At 29.7% G+C, this 15,391-nt stretch carries 14 protein-coding genes; 11 read left to right on the forward strand and 3 right to left on the reverse strand.

Annotation, left to right across the window (positions count from 1 at the left end):
• The 3 genes from HW276_RS04370 to HW276_RS04380 all read right to left on the reverse strand — a co-directional run bounded on the left by HW276_RS04370 (nucleotide 1) and on the right by HW276_RS04380 (nucleotide 5,250).
• On the reverse strand, nucleotides 1–1,332 hold the full coding sequence (locus tag HW276_RS04370; RefSeq protein WP_178937553.1) for a diacylglycerol/polyprenol kinase family protein: 1,332 nt from the start codon (nucleotides 1,330–1,332) through the stop codon (nucleotides 1–3).
• A complete protein-coding gene (locus HW276_RS04375) occupies nucleotides 1,319–2,461 on the reverse strand; it encodes a DUF3419 family protein (protein WP_178937554.1) in 1,143 nt (380 codons plus the stop codon). The genes HW276_RS04370 and HW276_RS04375 overlap by 14 nt, the downstream gene beginning before the upstream one ends.
• A gap of 86 nt (nucleotides 2,462–2,547) precedes the next feature.
• Nucleotides 2,548–5,250: a PEP/pyruvate-binding domain-containing protein gene (locus tag HW276_RS04380; protein ID WP_178937555.1), complete on the reverse strand. Its 2,703-nt coding sequence runs from the start codon at nucleotides 5,248–5,250 to the stop codon at nucleotides 2,548–2,550.
• Between the two features lie 301 nt (nucleotides 5,251–5,551).
• Between HW276_RS04380 and HW276_RS04385 the strand changes: the two genes are divergently transcribed.
• From HW276_RS04385 to HW276_RS04435, 11 genes are all read left to right on the forward strand, one after another.
• Nucleotides 5,552–6,406, forward strand: coding sequence for a Fic family protein (locus HW276_RS04385; RefSeq protein WP_178937556.1), 855 nt, complete (start codon nucleotides 5,552–5,554; stop codon nucleotides 6,404–6,406).
• Between the two features lie 291 nt (nucleotides 6,407–6,697).
• Entirely contained in the window at nucleotides 6,698–7,231 is a 534-nt protein-coding gene (gene infC / locus HW276_RS04390) for a translation initiation factor IF-3 (RefSeq protein WP_082719429.1), read from the forward strand.
• Between the two features lie 44 nt (nucleotides 7,232–7,275).
• Nucleotides 7,276–7,482, forward strand: a complete 207-nt coding sequence (gene rpmI / locus HW276_RS04395; protein ID WP_018498699.1) for a 50S ribosomal protein L35 — start codon at nucleotides 7,276–7,278, stop codon at nucleotides 7,480–7,482.
• A gap of 209 nt (nucleotides 7,483–7,691) precedes the next feature.
• A complete protein-coding gene (gene rplT, locus HW276_RS04400) occupies nucleotides 7,692–8,036 on the forward strand; it encodes a 50S ribosomal protein L20 (protein ID WP_015769536.1) in 345 nt (114 codons plus the stop codon).
• An 874-nt stretch (nucleotides 8,037–8,910) separates the two neighbouring features.
• On the forward strand, nucleotides 8,911–9,465 hold the full coding sequence (hpt, locus tag HW276_RS04405; protein WP_060918672.1) for a hypoxanthine phosphoribosyltransferase: 555 nt from the start codon (nucleotides 8,911–8,913) through the stop codon (nucleotides 9,463–9,465).
• A gap of 9 nt (nucleotides 9,466–9,474) precedes the next feature.
• On the forward strand, nucleotides 9,475–10,323 hold the full coding sequence (gene rsmA, locus HW276_RS04410; RefSeq protein ID WP_178937557.1) for a 16S rRNA (adenine(1518)-N(6)/adenine(1519)-N(6))-dimethyltransferase RsmA: 849 nt from the start codon (nucleotides 9,475–9,477) through the stop codon (nucleotides 10,321–10,323).
• A 171-nt stretch (nucleotides 10,324–10,494) separates the two neighbouring features.
• Nucleotides 10,495–11,376: an iron uptake system protein EfeO gene (gene efeO / locus HW276_RS04415; protein WP_178937558.1), complete on the forward strand. Its 882-nt coding sequence runs from the start codon at nucleotides 10,495–10,497 to the stop codon at nucleotides 11,374–11,376.
• Nucleotides 11,377–11,503: 127 nt separating this feature from the next.
• On the forward strand, nucleotides 11,504–12,742 hold the full coding sequence (gene efeB / locus HW276_RS04420) for an iron uptake transporter deferrochelatase/peroxidase subunit (RefSeq protein WP_178937559.1): 1,239 nt from the start codon (nucleotides 11,504–11,506) through the stop codon (nucleotides 12,740–12,742).
• Nucleotides 12,720–14,420: an FTR1 family protein gene (locus HW276_RS04425; RefSeq protein ID WP_178937560.1), complete on the forward strand. Its 1,701-nt coding sequence runs from the start codon at nucleotides 12,720–12,722 to the stop codon at nucleotides 14,418–14,420. The genes efeB and HW276_RS04425 overlap by 23 nt, the downstream gene beginning before the upstream one ends.
• Before the next feature lie 35 nt (nucleotides 14,421–14,455).
• Nucleotides 14,456–15,169, forward strand: a complete 714-nt coding sequence (gene tatC, locus HW276_RS04430; protein WP_178937561.1) for a twin-arginine translocase subunit TatC — start codon at nucleotides 14,456–14,458, stop codon at nucleotides 15,167–15,169.
• Nucleotides 15,170–15,171: 2 nt separating this feature from the next.
• Nucleotides 15,172–15,375, forward strand: coding sequence for a twin-arginine translocase TatA/TatE family subunit (locus HW276_RS04435; protein ID WP_010124412.1), 204 nt, complete (start codon nucleotides 15,172–15,174; stop codon nucleotides 15,373–15,375).
• The last annotated feature ends 16 nt before the right edge of the window (nucleotides 15,376–15,391 follow it).

Genomic DNA, 15,391 nt, shown 5'->3' on the forward strand with positions numbered 1-15,391 from the left:
TTATAACATTCCTATTCCCAGTAATAACATTGAGCAAGCAAAAACAATTCCTGAAGTTAAAAATACTTTGCTTTCTCCGCTAAGTTCATTTTCCTTTTCAAAAATATAAAAAATCTTCATACTTGTTTCATAAATAAATATTCCGCCAAATAAAAGAACCGCTATTCCAGTTAGCATTTTAAAATCCAGAATCCTTGACAAGATAAAATAATTTACCAGAAAGAAAACGGCCGCTTTACATATGCTTTCCATCAAAAAGTTCATTCTAAATGTTTCCCTGTAGATATTTCCAGCATTATCCCTTATTAAATTTATAATTCCAAAAAATAGTGAAAATGAAAAAATATAAATAAGAAACATTTTATTTTTATCCATTACTATGCTTAATGCAAGCCACATTGATGTGGTAAATGCTATTGCTAATAGCCCTTTTAGCGAGTCCTTAACCTGCCCTTTAACTTTTGGCGTAAAATGATAATATCCAAGATACATTATTAATGGTGGAACGACCCATTTTATTCCGCCTATAATCATAACGATGTAAAGGAAAAATAAACTTGCAGTTTGGGCAACTTTTGTAAGAGTAGTTTTTTTTCTATTTAATATTATAATTATAAGAAGCATAACTATTACCCAAAGTTTATACATAAGTTCTCTCGCTGTTAAATATAAGTTTAATTTTAGGAACAAATATACGAAAAGCGGGACAAAAATATTATCCAGCCCATTCCACGAAATCATTTCAAGAATCATTGCAAGAATGCTTAAAAGCAGTGAAACAAGCACGATATTTATACTTTTAATGTTACTAAAAAATAAAAAGAAATTTATGCAAATAAAATATGTTGTAAGAAAAAATGTCACAGATCCTTCTACCGACTTTGTTCCAAATCCCGTATCAAACTTATATTTACTATAAAATTCTCCGATAAGAGCCGCAAAGGCATCGGAAAACATAAGTATTATAAGCGGAAGTGAATACATTATTTTATCTTCGCTTGACACAATCCATAATCCTAAAATACTTATAATAAAATATATATCTCCAAATGTTTTCCTGTTTTTTGTTTCCAGAACTTTTCTAAATCCAGATATTCTATTTTTTATCAGCCTAATGGAAATAAGCGCTGCAAGAAAAATCACTCCAAGTATCATAACCGAACTTTTTTTCTCGAATATAAATGGAAGAGCCAGTCCCCCGAATCCCGAACCTATATGTAAAATTTTTCGTATAAGTTCTGAATTTAACGTTTCACTTTTTTCAAGTTTATTTAGCAAAAGAAAAAACATTATAAAACCAATAAAAACAAGTATCATCTTAGTTATTTCCATACTTTATCACCTTTTCAACTACAAAATCATTATAAAAAAACGTTTTATCCTTCTCATGAAGTTTTTTATCAAATTCTTTCATTCTTTGAAAATTTTTTCCAATATTATTTTTTTTATTTTCTGTACAATCTAATTTTTCTGAATTTCTTTCCACTATCAAGTTCCAGTATGCCAATATTGCACTATTATCAGCATTATCATAAATTTTTTTCATCAAATTTCTATAATTTTCCAAAGACATATATTCAAATATATCACTTAAATTAAATTTATTTATTTTAAAATCTATTTCATCAAGATATTCTTCCACAGAATTTTGAACAATTTCCAATTTATGAAGATTTTTCTTAATATTTTCAAAATTTTCCCTTCTTAAAAAGTAAGGCAGGCAGTCCAAACGGTAATTTCCCATCATAATATAATGAATATAAGGATTTTCATAGCTGTCCAGCTCGCAAAGGGCATACCTGCTTCTTTTATTCATCTCTTCAGAAATATCTTTTTCCGCATACCTGAAAAATTCCTTATCCCTTCCAAATTTTCCAACTACAGATTTAGAAAGAAACAGTTTAAACATCAGTTTCCATCTAAAATTATTCCAATGTTTATTATAATATTCCTCTCTTTCCTGCCTTGACTTTTTCTCAAAAAGCCCTTCCACTCTTTTTTTATTATGTATCAAAGGAAGTATCTTTTCCCTAAAAATTTTAAAGAATTTTTCAAATTTTCCAATATGAATCACCCCAGTTTCAATTGCTTCTCTATTGAGATCCCAGTAATCCCTCACATCTTTATCAAGTTTTTCCCGTATTTTCTCATACATCCCAATTCTTTCAGAAGAATTTTTAACTCCCATAAATTCCAGCATTTCCTCATAATCAAAATTTTTAAAAATTTCCCTTTTAAGTTTAGCAAGAGCAATTTGGGGAAAACTTATATCGAGAGCCACCACTTTTTCAGGATTTTCAGCAAGCATCGAAAACACATTATCCCCTGCCGACAAAATCCCAAAGCATACATCCTTTTCTTTTATATCAAGACTTTCCAATAATACTTCCGTATCTTCCCAGCATTGGGAATATCTTATCAATGAAAAATCAACTTTATTTTCCTTTACTTCACTTTTCAATTATGTGCCTCCTAATTTGTTTGATATTTGTTGATTACCTATTTTTTTATAAAAATCATTATCAATTCTTTAAACAGTTAAAAAACTCAGTCATTCAATTTCTTAATTATTCCCGTACTTCCATCAAATTGAACTAGATCCCCAGTTTTCAACACAGAAGTCGCTCCCAGAACTCCAACTATGGCAGGAATATTCATTTCACGTGAAATAATTGCACTATGGGATAAAAGGCTTCCTTTTTCCACGATAAGTCCCTTTAATAAAGGAAATACCATAACCCAGCTTGGATCAGTTGACTTTGTAACAACAATATCTCCCTCTTCAACTTCTGTACTCATAGGATTTAAAACAATTTTTACTTTTCCTTTCACTATTCCCTTGCTACAGCCAGTTCCCTTCAAAGTATTTTCATCCAGCTGTGCATTCCCTGTCAAATCCTCATATTCAAAATTTTCTCCCAAAAATCCTCTTGTTAAAAATCTGTCGGGAAGAATTGCTGAAGTTTCATATTTTCTATATTCTTCTTTTCTCAATTTTATAAGATTTTTTAAGTCAATGTCAATTATAGATCCATCTACAAGTCCAAAAATCTCATCAACAGTCAAATAAAATACATCTCTTTCATTATCAATAAGGCAACTTTCTTTCAGATGTTCTCCCATTTTTTTCATAATTTTTCTTACCATTCCAAAAACTTTTGTCCGCTCATATCTCAAATTTTCCCTTAATCGTATAAATTTTTTTGCATAAAATACAGACTTTTTCAATATATATTTTTTTAAAGGATTTATTTTTAAGCTGCTATAAATTTTTTTCTGCTCTTCCAATATATTTCTTTTACTATGCTCCTGAACATCCTCTGCCATCGCAAGAGAATATATCATCTTAATCAGAAACATCGGCTCTTCCCTCAACGTAAACGCCTCCAGCTTCAATTCATGAACTGTCCTGTCCCCAAATTTTTCCATATATTCATTCAAAGTAGAATTAAATTCTGCATTTTGGGTTAATTTAACTATGTCAGCAGGCGATTTCCTATTTTCATTTATAATATTTTTTACTTCATTTTGCAAAGATTTATCATCTTTTATCATCTGGCTCATTTTTTTTATGTATCTCGATGGTTCAACACTGATCATGCTGTTTCCTTCTTGAGCAATAAGCGTATTATGTGCCTTTTCAAAATCTTCCTTTATATATTTTTCAGCCATTTTCTTTGAAAGTCCAAACCAGACCATTACAAGAAAGTCATTTATAATTGGTATTTCCCAGTTTTTTAAAAATTTATTTTCAAGAAACTTGTAATATTTTTTCAGCTCTTTTATATTTTTTTTATTTAAATCACTTTTTTCCCCATTAATATTTTCAGCTATAATTTTATAAAATTTTTCAGCCTTTTTTTCAATAAGGAACATATTCATAAACAAGGTAAATCCAGCCTTAGATTTTTCCAGTTTATTTCTAAATTTTTCCCATCCTGTCATTTTTCCTTCAGCTTCCAGCAAATTCTCATTCAGATTTTCTTCGGACAATTCTTTTTTTACCCCCATCATTTGTTCCATAAATTTACTATTGCCTTTAGAATTTGGAAACAGCATCAAAAGTTTATACCAGTTTATCAAGTTATAATAAACTCGCCCTTTCAGCAATCCAAGCATATTATCATAAACATCCTGATAACTTTCTACAACTTTAGCAGGAACTCCCGTTATTTCTGAAAATCTTTTATAAACATCAGAATATGCCTTTCTTATAAAACTGAATGTAAGTGGCAACGTAATCTCAGGATAACTTTCTACAATATTGCTGTTATCCCATATTATTGTGTTATATGTTTTTTTGCTTGTTTTTTCCAATGTAGTTATAGGTCTTGACTGCAATATATATAGTTTTCCCTTTTCAAATGCCCATTCCATATCCTGAGGCTTTCCATAATATTTTTCAATATTTATAATATTTTCACCTAGTTCACATACTTCACTGTCATTTAATATTTCCTCTTCAATATTTATTTCTTCTGTTTTTATTTTCTTATTTTCAAAATCTAAAACCTGTCTTATTTTTTTTGTTCTTATCTCCTTTTTAATTTCCTTCGTTTTTTTATTATATATAAACAGATCTCCATTCTCATCTCCATCCACGATACTTGTCCCTAATCCAAAAGTTCCAGAAATAACAATTTCATCATGATCCCCATTAACAGGATTTACACTAAATCCAACTCCAGCCTTTTCAGAATTAATCATTTCCTGAATTATCACAGCCGGAACATTTACCTCATTATTTATTTTTCCCTCTTTCCTATATCTCATCACATGAGAAGAAAACGAAGAAATCCAAACTTCCTTTACTTTTTCCAGCATATTTTCTTTTCTCACATAAAGATATGTTTCAAACTGTCCAGCAAATGAAAAATTGCTGCTGTCTTCCTCAATCGAAGATGACCTGACAGCATAATAGCTCCCATCTTTTACAATTTTTTCAATCTCCCTTTTAAATTCTTCCCTAATCTTATGATTTTTTATAACTTCAACTATATTTCCAATTTTTTTTTCACTATCTCCCTCAAAAACACTATCCCAATCTGTTATTTCACTTTTACAATATTCCCTTATTTCATCCAGTATAACTTCCTTAAAGTATCTATTAGTAATCACTGAAAAATCAGGCACATTAAACCCATGAATCGCCAGTTCAAATAAATTCTGAGCCTTTTTCCCAATTTTTTCTTCAAATGCACTATTTTCATCGTGATTTTTTAACCCGTCAATATTATAAATATATTTCATAATTTATTCCTTTTCTAAAAATTTATTTTTTATATTATTATACTCCAAAAAATTTATTTTTTAAAGTTATATGTGTATATTTTTTCATTTGAATTAAAATATAAGAATTTTTTTAGAAATAAGATTTGAATATTTTCTTGAATAGCACTTTAAGATTGGGTATAATTTATAGGTAGGGGAATCGAGGAGGTTTTGGAGTCAAATTTTTTTGCTCTGTCCATAAAAATCTTTTAATTGTATTCTAAAAAAATCTTTGATATACTTAATATTGTAGAATATTTTGCAGGAAAGGGGTAATAAAATGATTGAAATTTTTAAAGAATTTTTAGATAAGGAACGTCCATTAAATGAAAGTATTTTGAAAAAACTTCAAAATTATTTGAAGACAGAATTTATATATAATTCAAATGCTATAGAAGGTAATACTTTAACTTTGCGTGAAACGGATATAATTCTTCAATATGGGGTAACAATAAAGGGAAAATCGTTAAAAGAACATAATGAAGTAAAAGGGCAGGAATATGCACTGGATTTTTTAAATGATGTTTTAAAGACAAAAGAGTCATTGTCGGTTAGGCTTATACGTGAATTTCATGCTTTAGTGCTGAATGATGACTTTAAAAATAGGGGAAAATTTAAGCAGGAAAATAATATAATATTGGGAGCTAAATTTCAGACAACTCCATTTTATCAGGTGGAAGAAAAACTGCAAGAACTTATAGATAATTTTTTAAAAAGTAAAGAGAATATAATTGAAAAAGTGGCTAAATTTCATGCAGAATTTGAAAAAATACATCCGTTTAATGATGGGAATGGTCGGACAGGAAGGCTTTTGATGAATTTGGAGCTGATGAAAAATGGTTATCCGATAACAATAATAAAAAATGAAAATAGAAATGACTATTACAATGCTTTAGAAAAAGCACAAGTAGAGTTTGATTATGAATTGATTATAAAATTTATTAAAAGTAGTATCGAAAATACATTTTGGCTGTACTATAAACATTTTAATGAAGAAACCAAAGAGAAATTTGAAAATTATTTGGAACAAAATGGTATTAATATAGAAGATTTTTATAAGGAATGGATTGGTAAAAAACCAGAAATATTAATAGATTTACCTAGAAAATGGCATAATAAAATTAATATGGAGTAAAAAATTCAAAATTTCCTTGCAAAATATAATAAAATATGATAAACTATTTTAGTAATTAAATTAGAAGTAGAAACATTGTTTCTCACCTTTCCATCAGTTATATTTATATTTTGAATTAATTTTTAAGTAAAATAGAATATTTTAATTCTATTTGTTGAAGATGAGTTAGGTAATTAGTTATTTATTTTTACAATAATGTAATTATTTTTTTGTTTATTGTAAAATTTTTATATGATAACTATTGAGCAAGGTTTCTTATATCTTGTTTTTTTATTGTAAAAAAATTAGGAGGTGTTTTTTATAAGAGGGAATAACCGATCTGATGAGCCACGAATGAATGAGCGAATTAGAGTGAGAGAAATTAGAGTTGTTGGTGATGATGGGGAGCAGTTTGGAGTAATGTCTACACGAGATGCATTGGCACTTGCGGCAGAAAAAGAACTGGATTTAGTTGAAATTTCACCAAATGCAACACCGCCTGTGTGTAAGATTATGGACTATGGAAAATTCAAGTATGAGAAAACGAAGAAAGACAAGGAAAATAAGAAAAAACAAAAAAATATTGTCGTTAAAGAGATTAGAATTAAACCTCATATTGATGAACATGACAAGGATACAAAGATTTCTCAAATTGAAAAATTTATAGCCAAAGAGCATAAGGTAAAAGTAAGCCTAAGACTTACAGGTAGAGAAAGATTACATGCAGAATCTGCTATTAAAGTATTGGATGAGTTTGCAAGTCATTTTGAAGAAATTGCGACAGTTGAGAAAAAATACGGAAAAGAGCAAATTCAAAAATTTATTTTATTATCGCCTAAAAAATAAAGGCAAAATTTAAAAAAGTGAAAAGTGATTTAGGAGGAAAGAAAATGCCAAAAATGAAAACACATAAAGGAACAAAAAAAAGAGTTAAAGTTACAGGAAGTGGAAAAATTTCTTTAAGACACTCTGGAAAGAGTCATATCTTAACTAAAAAGACTCATAAAAGAAAGAAACGTCTAGGACAAGACGTAATCGCTCCAAAAGGTGCTGAAAGAAAAATCAAAAAAGTATTGGCTGGACAAGAAGGAAGATAATTCCAATAATTGTTTTAAAAAAAATATTTTTGAAAAAAGTGATTTAGCAAAATTTGCAACTTTTTATTCAAAGATAAAATTAAAAAAAGCAGTTTAAAATAGTAATTAACGGCTTTTTATTTGAAAAATTAAAATTAAAGATTGACAGAAGTTAGTTCTAAAAATAAATAAAGAACAGAAAACGGCTAAAATATTAAGGAGGAAAAAATATGCCAAGAGTAAAAACAGGAATAGTTAGAAGAAAAAGACATAAAAAAGTTTTAAAAGAAGCAAAAGGTTATAGAGGAGCTATAAAAACAAATTATAAAAAAGCTAATGAAGCAGTTAAAAAAGCTATGGCTTATGCAACTGAACATAGAAAATTGAAAAAAAGAAAAATGCGTGAATTGTGGATTATCAGAATTAACGCTGCTGCAAGATTAAACGGAATTTCTTATTCAAGATTAATGAACGGACTTAAAAAAGCTGGAATTGAACTTGATAGAAAAGTTTTAGCAGACTTAGCATTAAACAATCCTGCTGAATTTGCAAAATTAGTAGAAAAAGTTAAATAGTGATTCAAATAGAAATAAATCAATACTCAAATGGTGATTTTTAAATTAAAAGCAGCTGTTTGAGTATTACTTTTTTTAAATTAAAAGTGTAGAATCAGAATGGTAGTAAAACTACTTTAAAACTAAACTCAAAAGTTATCGCTGCTTACTCAAAATCAAAACTTATACAATTTTAGTAATTTGATTTTAAATAGATTTGAGTATATAATAAAAAAAGAATTTTAATTTTTTATCTAAATAGGAGATCGAGTAACATCTAATAAAAAATTTAGAATAAAAAAAAATCTAAATGAATTAGATTTAATTAAAAGGACTATACTTGTAAATCTTACTAAATAGATTAACTCTGAGTTATGAGATAGCCCTTTTTATATAGGGAAATTAAATAAATAATGTTTTTTTGGGCTATCTCATAAAATGGTCTTTTATTCAAAAAAACAAATTTCCCTATACAGCCATGAGATTGTTAAACATCGTTTAACTTTCCCTTGACATTAGTATTATAGCACAAAAATTAAAAAAGTCAATAGTACGAATTAAAAAATTTTAAATTTTTAGGGTATTATTAAATTTGAGCAGTAATAATATTTATTTAACCATAAAGATAGCAAGAAGTCTTACGCTTCTAAAAGCGGGAGTAGTCCACTGTATTGACTAAAGGTTATGGAATTTTATAAGTAATTATAAAATGTAAATTAGGCAATTGTAAAAATAAAAGTGGTAATATCAAACAGCAATAATATTTATTAATCACAAAGAACCAAGATTCTTTGTCAAGGAGCGAAGAGAGATAAGAAAATCAAGCATAAAACTGTGTTTGTTAGATTTTTAGATTTTTACAAATGAATGAAATAAAAATAACAGGGAGGAAAATATGAACAGAGATTTTGAATTTGGAATAAAAAGACAGTTGATTACGAAGGAAGAACTTCAGAAAAAGGTAAAGGAACTGGGAGTAAAGATTACTGAAGATTTTAAAAATGAAAATGAGCCGTTAATAGTGATAGGGCTATTGAAGGGATCTATTGTGTTTATGGCTGATTTGATTAGGGAAATAAAATTGCCGCTTGAAATTGACTTTATTGAGGCTTCCAGTTATGGGGAAGGGACTCAAAGTTCTAGAGAAGTTAAGATTTTAAAGGATTTGAGAAGTACGATTAGCGGGAAAAATGTTCTGGTAGTTGAAGATATTATTGATTCAGGATTTACGTTAAAAAAAGTATTGCAAATTTTGGGAAGCAGAAACCCTAAGAAAATATCGCTTTGCACACTTTTAGATAAGCCTGAAAGAAGAGAAGTTGAAGTTGATGTGCAATATGTTGGATTTGAAATTCCAAATGAATTTGTTGTTGGATATGGGCTTGATTTTAATGAAAATTATAGAAATTTGGAATATATAGGAGTTGCTGAACCATCAGTATTTGAGTAAGGAGTAAAATTGAAGGGGAAAAATAAAAAATATAAGAAAAGAGATAAAAATTTTGAAAATGAAAGTCATAAGGCTAAAAAGAAGTATGGGCAGAATTTTTTGAATGACAGTAATTTGTCGGATGAAATTTTAAATGTGGCAAATCTTGACAAAGAAACGGAAGTTCTGGAAATTGGGCCAGGATTAGGATTTTTAACAGAAAAATTAATTGAAAATTCTAAATTTTTGACTGCTTTTGAAATAGATGATGATTTAATTCCGTTTTTGAGTAAAAAATTTGAAAAAAAGGAAAATTTTAAGTTGATTCATCAGGATTTTATGGAAGCAGATTTGAAAGATTTTTTTAAAAATAAAAAAGATGTGAAAGTTGTAGCAAATATTCCATATTACATAACTTCGCCAATTATTAATAAATTGCTTGAATATCGTGAAAATATTGATGAAATTTATTTGATGGTACAAAAGGAAGTGGCAGAACGGATTGCTTCACAGCCTCATAGCAAAAATATGAGCCTGCTTACTCATGCTGTTCAATTTTACGCTGAAACAGAATACTTATTTACTGTTCCAAAAGAAAAATTTGATCCTGTTCCAAAAGTTGATTCAGCATTTTTAGGAATAAAAATTTTGAAAAATAAAAAATATGAAAGTCAAATTCCAGAAGAAAAATATTTTAAATATTTGAGAGAAGCATTTTCAAATAAGAGAAAAAGTATTTCTAATAATTTATCGAATTTAGGATTTTCAAAAGATTTTGTAAAAGAATGCTTGAAAAAAGTTGGCAAAACAGAATTGGCTAGAGCAGAAGAATTTTCTGTGCAAGGATTTATTGATTTTATTGGGATTTTGGAAGGTTAAAATGCCTATATTTTATTGAATAAAAAATAAAAAGTTCTCTAGATTGTGGAGGACTTTTTTAGTTACATAATAATTTTTTCAGTAAAAAACTTTGTAAATCAAATATTTTTACTTTACAAATAATAAAATAATGAGTATAATATAGCAAATATAAATTGGGAGGAATTTTTTATGAAAAAAATGGGAATTTTATTGCTTATTGGAGCATTAATGGCGATAAGTTGTGGCAAAGATACTGGAGCAAAGGAAGGTGGAAAGGCTGGTACAACAGCTGGAAAGACAGCTGAACAAGGGAAAACTGATTTAAGCAAGGAAACTTCTGAATATAAAAAGTATGTTGAAGGTCAGATTGATATGCTTTTAAAGGATACAGAAAATTTTGCACAATTATTAAAGACTGGGAAATTAGACAAAGCTAAAAAAGTTTATCCCCTAATCCGTATGGCTTATGAAAGATCTGAGCCTATCGCTGAAAGTTTTGGAGAATCGGATATTAAGATAGATTACCGTCTTGTAGACTTCAAGGAAGAATTTAAAAATGAGGAAGGATGGAAAGGTTTTCATAGAATTGAAAAAATATTGTGGGAACAAAACACTACAAAAGGAACTGAAAAATACGCAGAAGATCTTGTAAACGACATTAAGGAACTAAAGGCAAAAATCGCCACAATCGAAGTAACGCCTGATTTAATGGTTACAGGAGCGATTGACTTGTTGAATGAAGTTTCAACTCAAAAAATTACTGGAGAAGAAGAAGTGTTCTCGCATACTGATTTATATGACTTTAGAGCAAACATCGAAGGGGCTCAGAAAATTTTTGAACTGTTCAGACCTAAATTAGAACAAAAAGATGCTAAGCTCGTAACAACTTTAGATACTGAATTTAAAGCTGTAAATGCACTTCTTGACAAATATATGACAGATGATAAAAATTATAAATTGTACACAGAGTTGAAGCCAGAAGATACAAAAGCTCTAGCTGAAGCAGTTACTAAACTTGGAGAACCTTTGTCACAAATGGGAATTGTAATAGATGCAACTCCTAAGAAATAATACACTTATTCGGTAACTAATATATTTAAGTATTATTAAATAGGGAATTAATTCCCTTTGTTAAAATTAACATTTAGATTATTGAACACATCTAAATAAAACTTACAGTATAAAAAGAGGTAAAATAATGAGTGATGAAAATGATAAAAAATGGTTTGATAAAAAAATATCACGTCGTGATTTTTTGAAAAAAGCAGGAATGGTTGGAGCAGGTGCTGCAATTGGAGCGAGCGGAGCGGGTGCAATTTTTGCAAATATGTTTAGTGGCAAGGCAAATCAAGTTGTTGGAAATGAAGAAATCTCATTTTATGGAGAACATCAGTCGGGAATTGCTACTCCTGTTCAGAAAAATGTTTATTTTGCGGTATTAGATTTACATTCTACGGACAGGGAAGAAATAAAGCAGATGTTTAAGGACTGGACAGATTATTCTGAAAAACTTATGAAAGGTGAACTTGTAGCACCAGAACTTGCAAATCATCTAGTTCCTCCGATAGATACAGGAGAAACAGTGGGATTAAATCCGTACCGTTTGACAATAACTTTTGGAATAAGTCCGTCTTTTCTAGATAAATTGAAGCTGGATAATAAGAAAATGGAAGAATTTAAGGATTTGCCACATTTTCCGAGAGATCAGATAAAGGACAAGTATAAAGGCGGAGATATTTGTATTCAGGCTTGTGCGGATGATGCTCAAGTGGCATTTCATGCTGTGAGAAATCTTGTTCGTAAAGGACGTGCCTTAATTACTTTAAAATGGACTCAAGCTGGCTTTTTGCCTATTGGAAATGGAAAAGAAACTCCAAGAAATCTTTTTGGATTTAAAGATGGAACGGAAAATCCAAAAAATAATAATGATTTTAAAAATGTTGTCTGGTATGATAAGAATAATTGGCTGAAAAATGGGACTTTTCTTATTGTAAGGCGTATTCAAATGCATCTTGAAACATGGGATAGAACTAATTTGCAGGAGCAGGAAAATACGTTTGGAAGGTATAAGGAAAGCGGGGCTCCATTCGGAGAAACAGATGAATTTGCAACAATTGACATAAATAAAAAAGGACCAGATGGAAAACCAGTTCTACCAATTGATTCACATGTTTATCTCGCCAAAAAAGCTGACGTTAAAATAGCACGTCGTGCCTTTTCGTATTCTAACGGAATAGATGAAGTGAGCGGACAGTTTGATGCGGGACTGCTATTTATATGTTTCCAAAAACATCCTGATCAATTTATAAAGATTCAGAATAGCCTAGGAAACGATGATAAGTTGAATGAATACATTACTCATGTCGGAACAGGAATTTTTGCATGTTTTGGAGGGATAAAGAAGGGAGAGTACATTGGGCAGAAATTATTTGAATAAAAAAATAAGTACAATGCTGTTTTTGTGCTTTATGCTATTCTTCGTTAATATTATTGCAGAAGAAAGTTATAGCGGACTTTACATAAAAATTACAGACACAACAACGGCAATAAAAAATAATAACCAAAATGAAGCAAAAAAACTTTTTTCCGAAGTAAGAGACGAATTTAAAAAGGTTAAAAATGCTGATTCTACGAAAGGGAAAAAGGTACAGGAACTTTTAAATAAAGAAAAAGCTGTATTGTCAGAAGATGACCTGAGAGAAGTTACAACAGCACTACTAGCTTTTGAAAAAGAGCAGAATCCTGTTGACGATAATGCGGAAAAGAAAAAATTCCAGTCAAGAATGAATCCTGCTTTAGATATGCTGGAAAAAGCAATTCAATCTAAAGATGTGGAACTTATGAAAAAAGAATATCTGAAATTTAATGGCGTATGGACAAGAAATGAAAGTTTTATAAGAAGCAGAAGTATTTCTTATTATGGAAAAGTGGAAACTGGGATGTCGTTTTTGAGAAGCTCTATGGAAGTGGAGCCATTTGATTATGACAATACAGTCAATTCTTTTAATGACTTAAAATCAACAATACAAGACTATTTAGATGGCAAGAAGATAGAAAATAATGTTTCAAGCACAATTACACTAAAAGAAGCTGTAGATATGCTGAAAGATGCGTTGAAAGCCTTTAAAAATGGAAATAAATCTAAAGGTCAGTCAAAAGTGAAAGAGTTTATTCAGGTATGGCCTACGGTTGAAGGCGATGTAAGTACGAGAAATTCAGCTTTATATACAAAAGTGGAAACACAGACTCCAATAATCATGGTAAAAGGTATCGAAAAAGAGTATCAGGAACAATTACAAGGATTAATTACAGAATTATCACAAATTGATACAAAAGCACAATATACGTTTATTGATGCAATGTTTATACTTCTTCGTGAAGGTGTGGAGGCACTTCTTATCGTTCTGGCATTGGTAAGCAGCCTGAAAGCTGCAAATCAGAAAAAAGGATTACGTTGGGTGTACGCAGGAGCTGCTGCTGGAATTTTGGCAAGTGTGGTAATAGCATTTGCTCTTCAGGCTTTATTTCCTGCGGTATCTTCAGGAACAAATCGTGAAATTCTGGAAGGATTTGTAGGAATTTTTGCAGTTATAATGATGATTGGGATTGGATTTTGGCTGCATAGTAAATCATCCTTGAAATCTTGGCAAGATTATATTGACAGAAAAATGGATATTGTATTAAGTACAGGAAGTTTTGTTTCAATGTTTGTACTTAGTTTTCTTGCGGTATTTAGAGAAGGAGCAGAAACAATATTGTTTTATGTAGGAATTTTACCATTAATTTCATTGCAGAATTTGATTATCGGTATTGTAAGTGCGGTATTGATATTAATTGTAATTGCACTTGTTTTAATATACGCTTCTTCAAAAATAAAAATACATCAAGTGTTTTTTGTACTTACGTGGACAATTTATTTCCTTGCATTTAAAATGCTTGGAACAAGTATTCACATGCTGCAAGTTGTGGGGATTTTACCGTTACACGTAGTTCATTTTATACCTACAATGGAAATTTTGGGAATTTATGCAAATATGGAAGTATTTATTAGTCAATTAATTTTAATTGTGATTATCGTGATTGCTACATTGATAAAAAAGAGAAAAGATAAATAAAAATTTTAAAAGATAAAATATCGGAAAGGAATAGAATGTCTAAAATTGATGAACAGACGCTTGTAGAACATTTGAGCGAATTTAGGAAAAGACTCATTATCACAATTATATTTTTTATTGCGACTTTTTTAGTAAGTTTGATATTTTGCTCCGATATTTACAAATTACTGACGGCTTCATTCAAGCAGAAGCTCACAGTTCTTGGGCCTAATGATATTTTGAGCATTTATTTAATGCTGGCTGGAATATGTGCTTTTAGTTTGACATTGCCTTTTACAAGTTATCAGTTATGGGCTTTTATTCGTCCTGCTCTTAAGGAAAAGGAAGCCAAGGCAATTTTATCTTATGTGCCAGCAACTTTTATATTATTTGTTACAGGACTTTCTTTTGGATTTTTTATAGTAACACCTGCTTTACTAAATGTTTTACTATCTTTTGGCAAAGATTTGTTTAATATTCAGCTTACAGCAAATAATTATTTAACATTTGTATTACATACATCATTACCGCTTGGTGTAATATTTGAATTGCCCGTTATTGTGGCATTTCTAACCTCGCTGCATATCTTGACACCGCAATATTTAATAAAAAACAGGCGATATGGCTACTTTATTTTGCTGGTAGTTGCAGTCGTTCTGACACCAGCTGATTTTATAAGCGATTTAACAATGGCAGCACCATTAATCTTACTTTATGAAGTGAGTATTTCTGTTTGTAAATATGTCTACAAAAAAAGGAGGGATGATTAAAAATGGGAATTTTTAGAGATATAGGAGCACCAGGACTAATAGTTCTGATACTTGGTGCATTACTTATTTTTGGACCTAAAAGACTGCCTGAACTGGGAGAAGCCATAGGAAAAATGATTCGGGAATTTAAAAAGTCAGTTTCTGGAATTGAATCAGAGGCTGATAATAAAAATGTAGAAGATAAAAAAGAAAAAGAGTGTAAATAAATTAATCTTAGTTTAT

Origin of the sequence: Leptotrichia sp. oral taxon 417, assembly GCF_013394865.1 — a bacterium.
In the GTDB taxonomy this organism is placed as follows: domain Bacteria; phylum Fusobacteriota; class Fusobacteriia; order Fusobacteriales; family Leptotrichiaceae; genus Leptotrichia; species Leptotrichia wadei_A.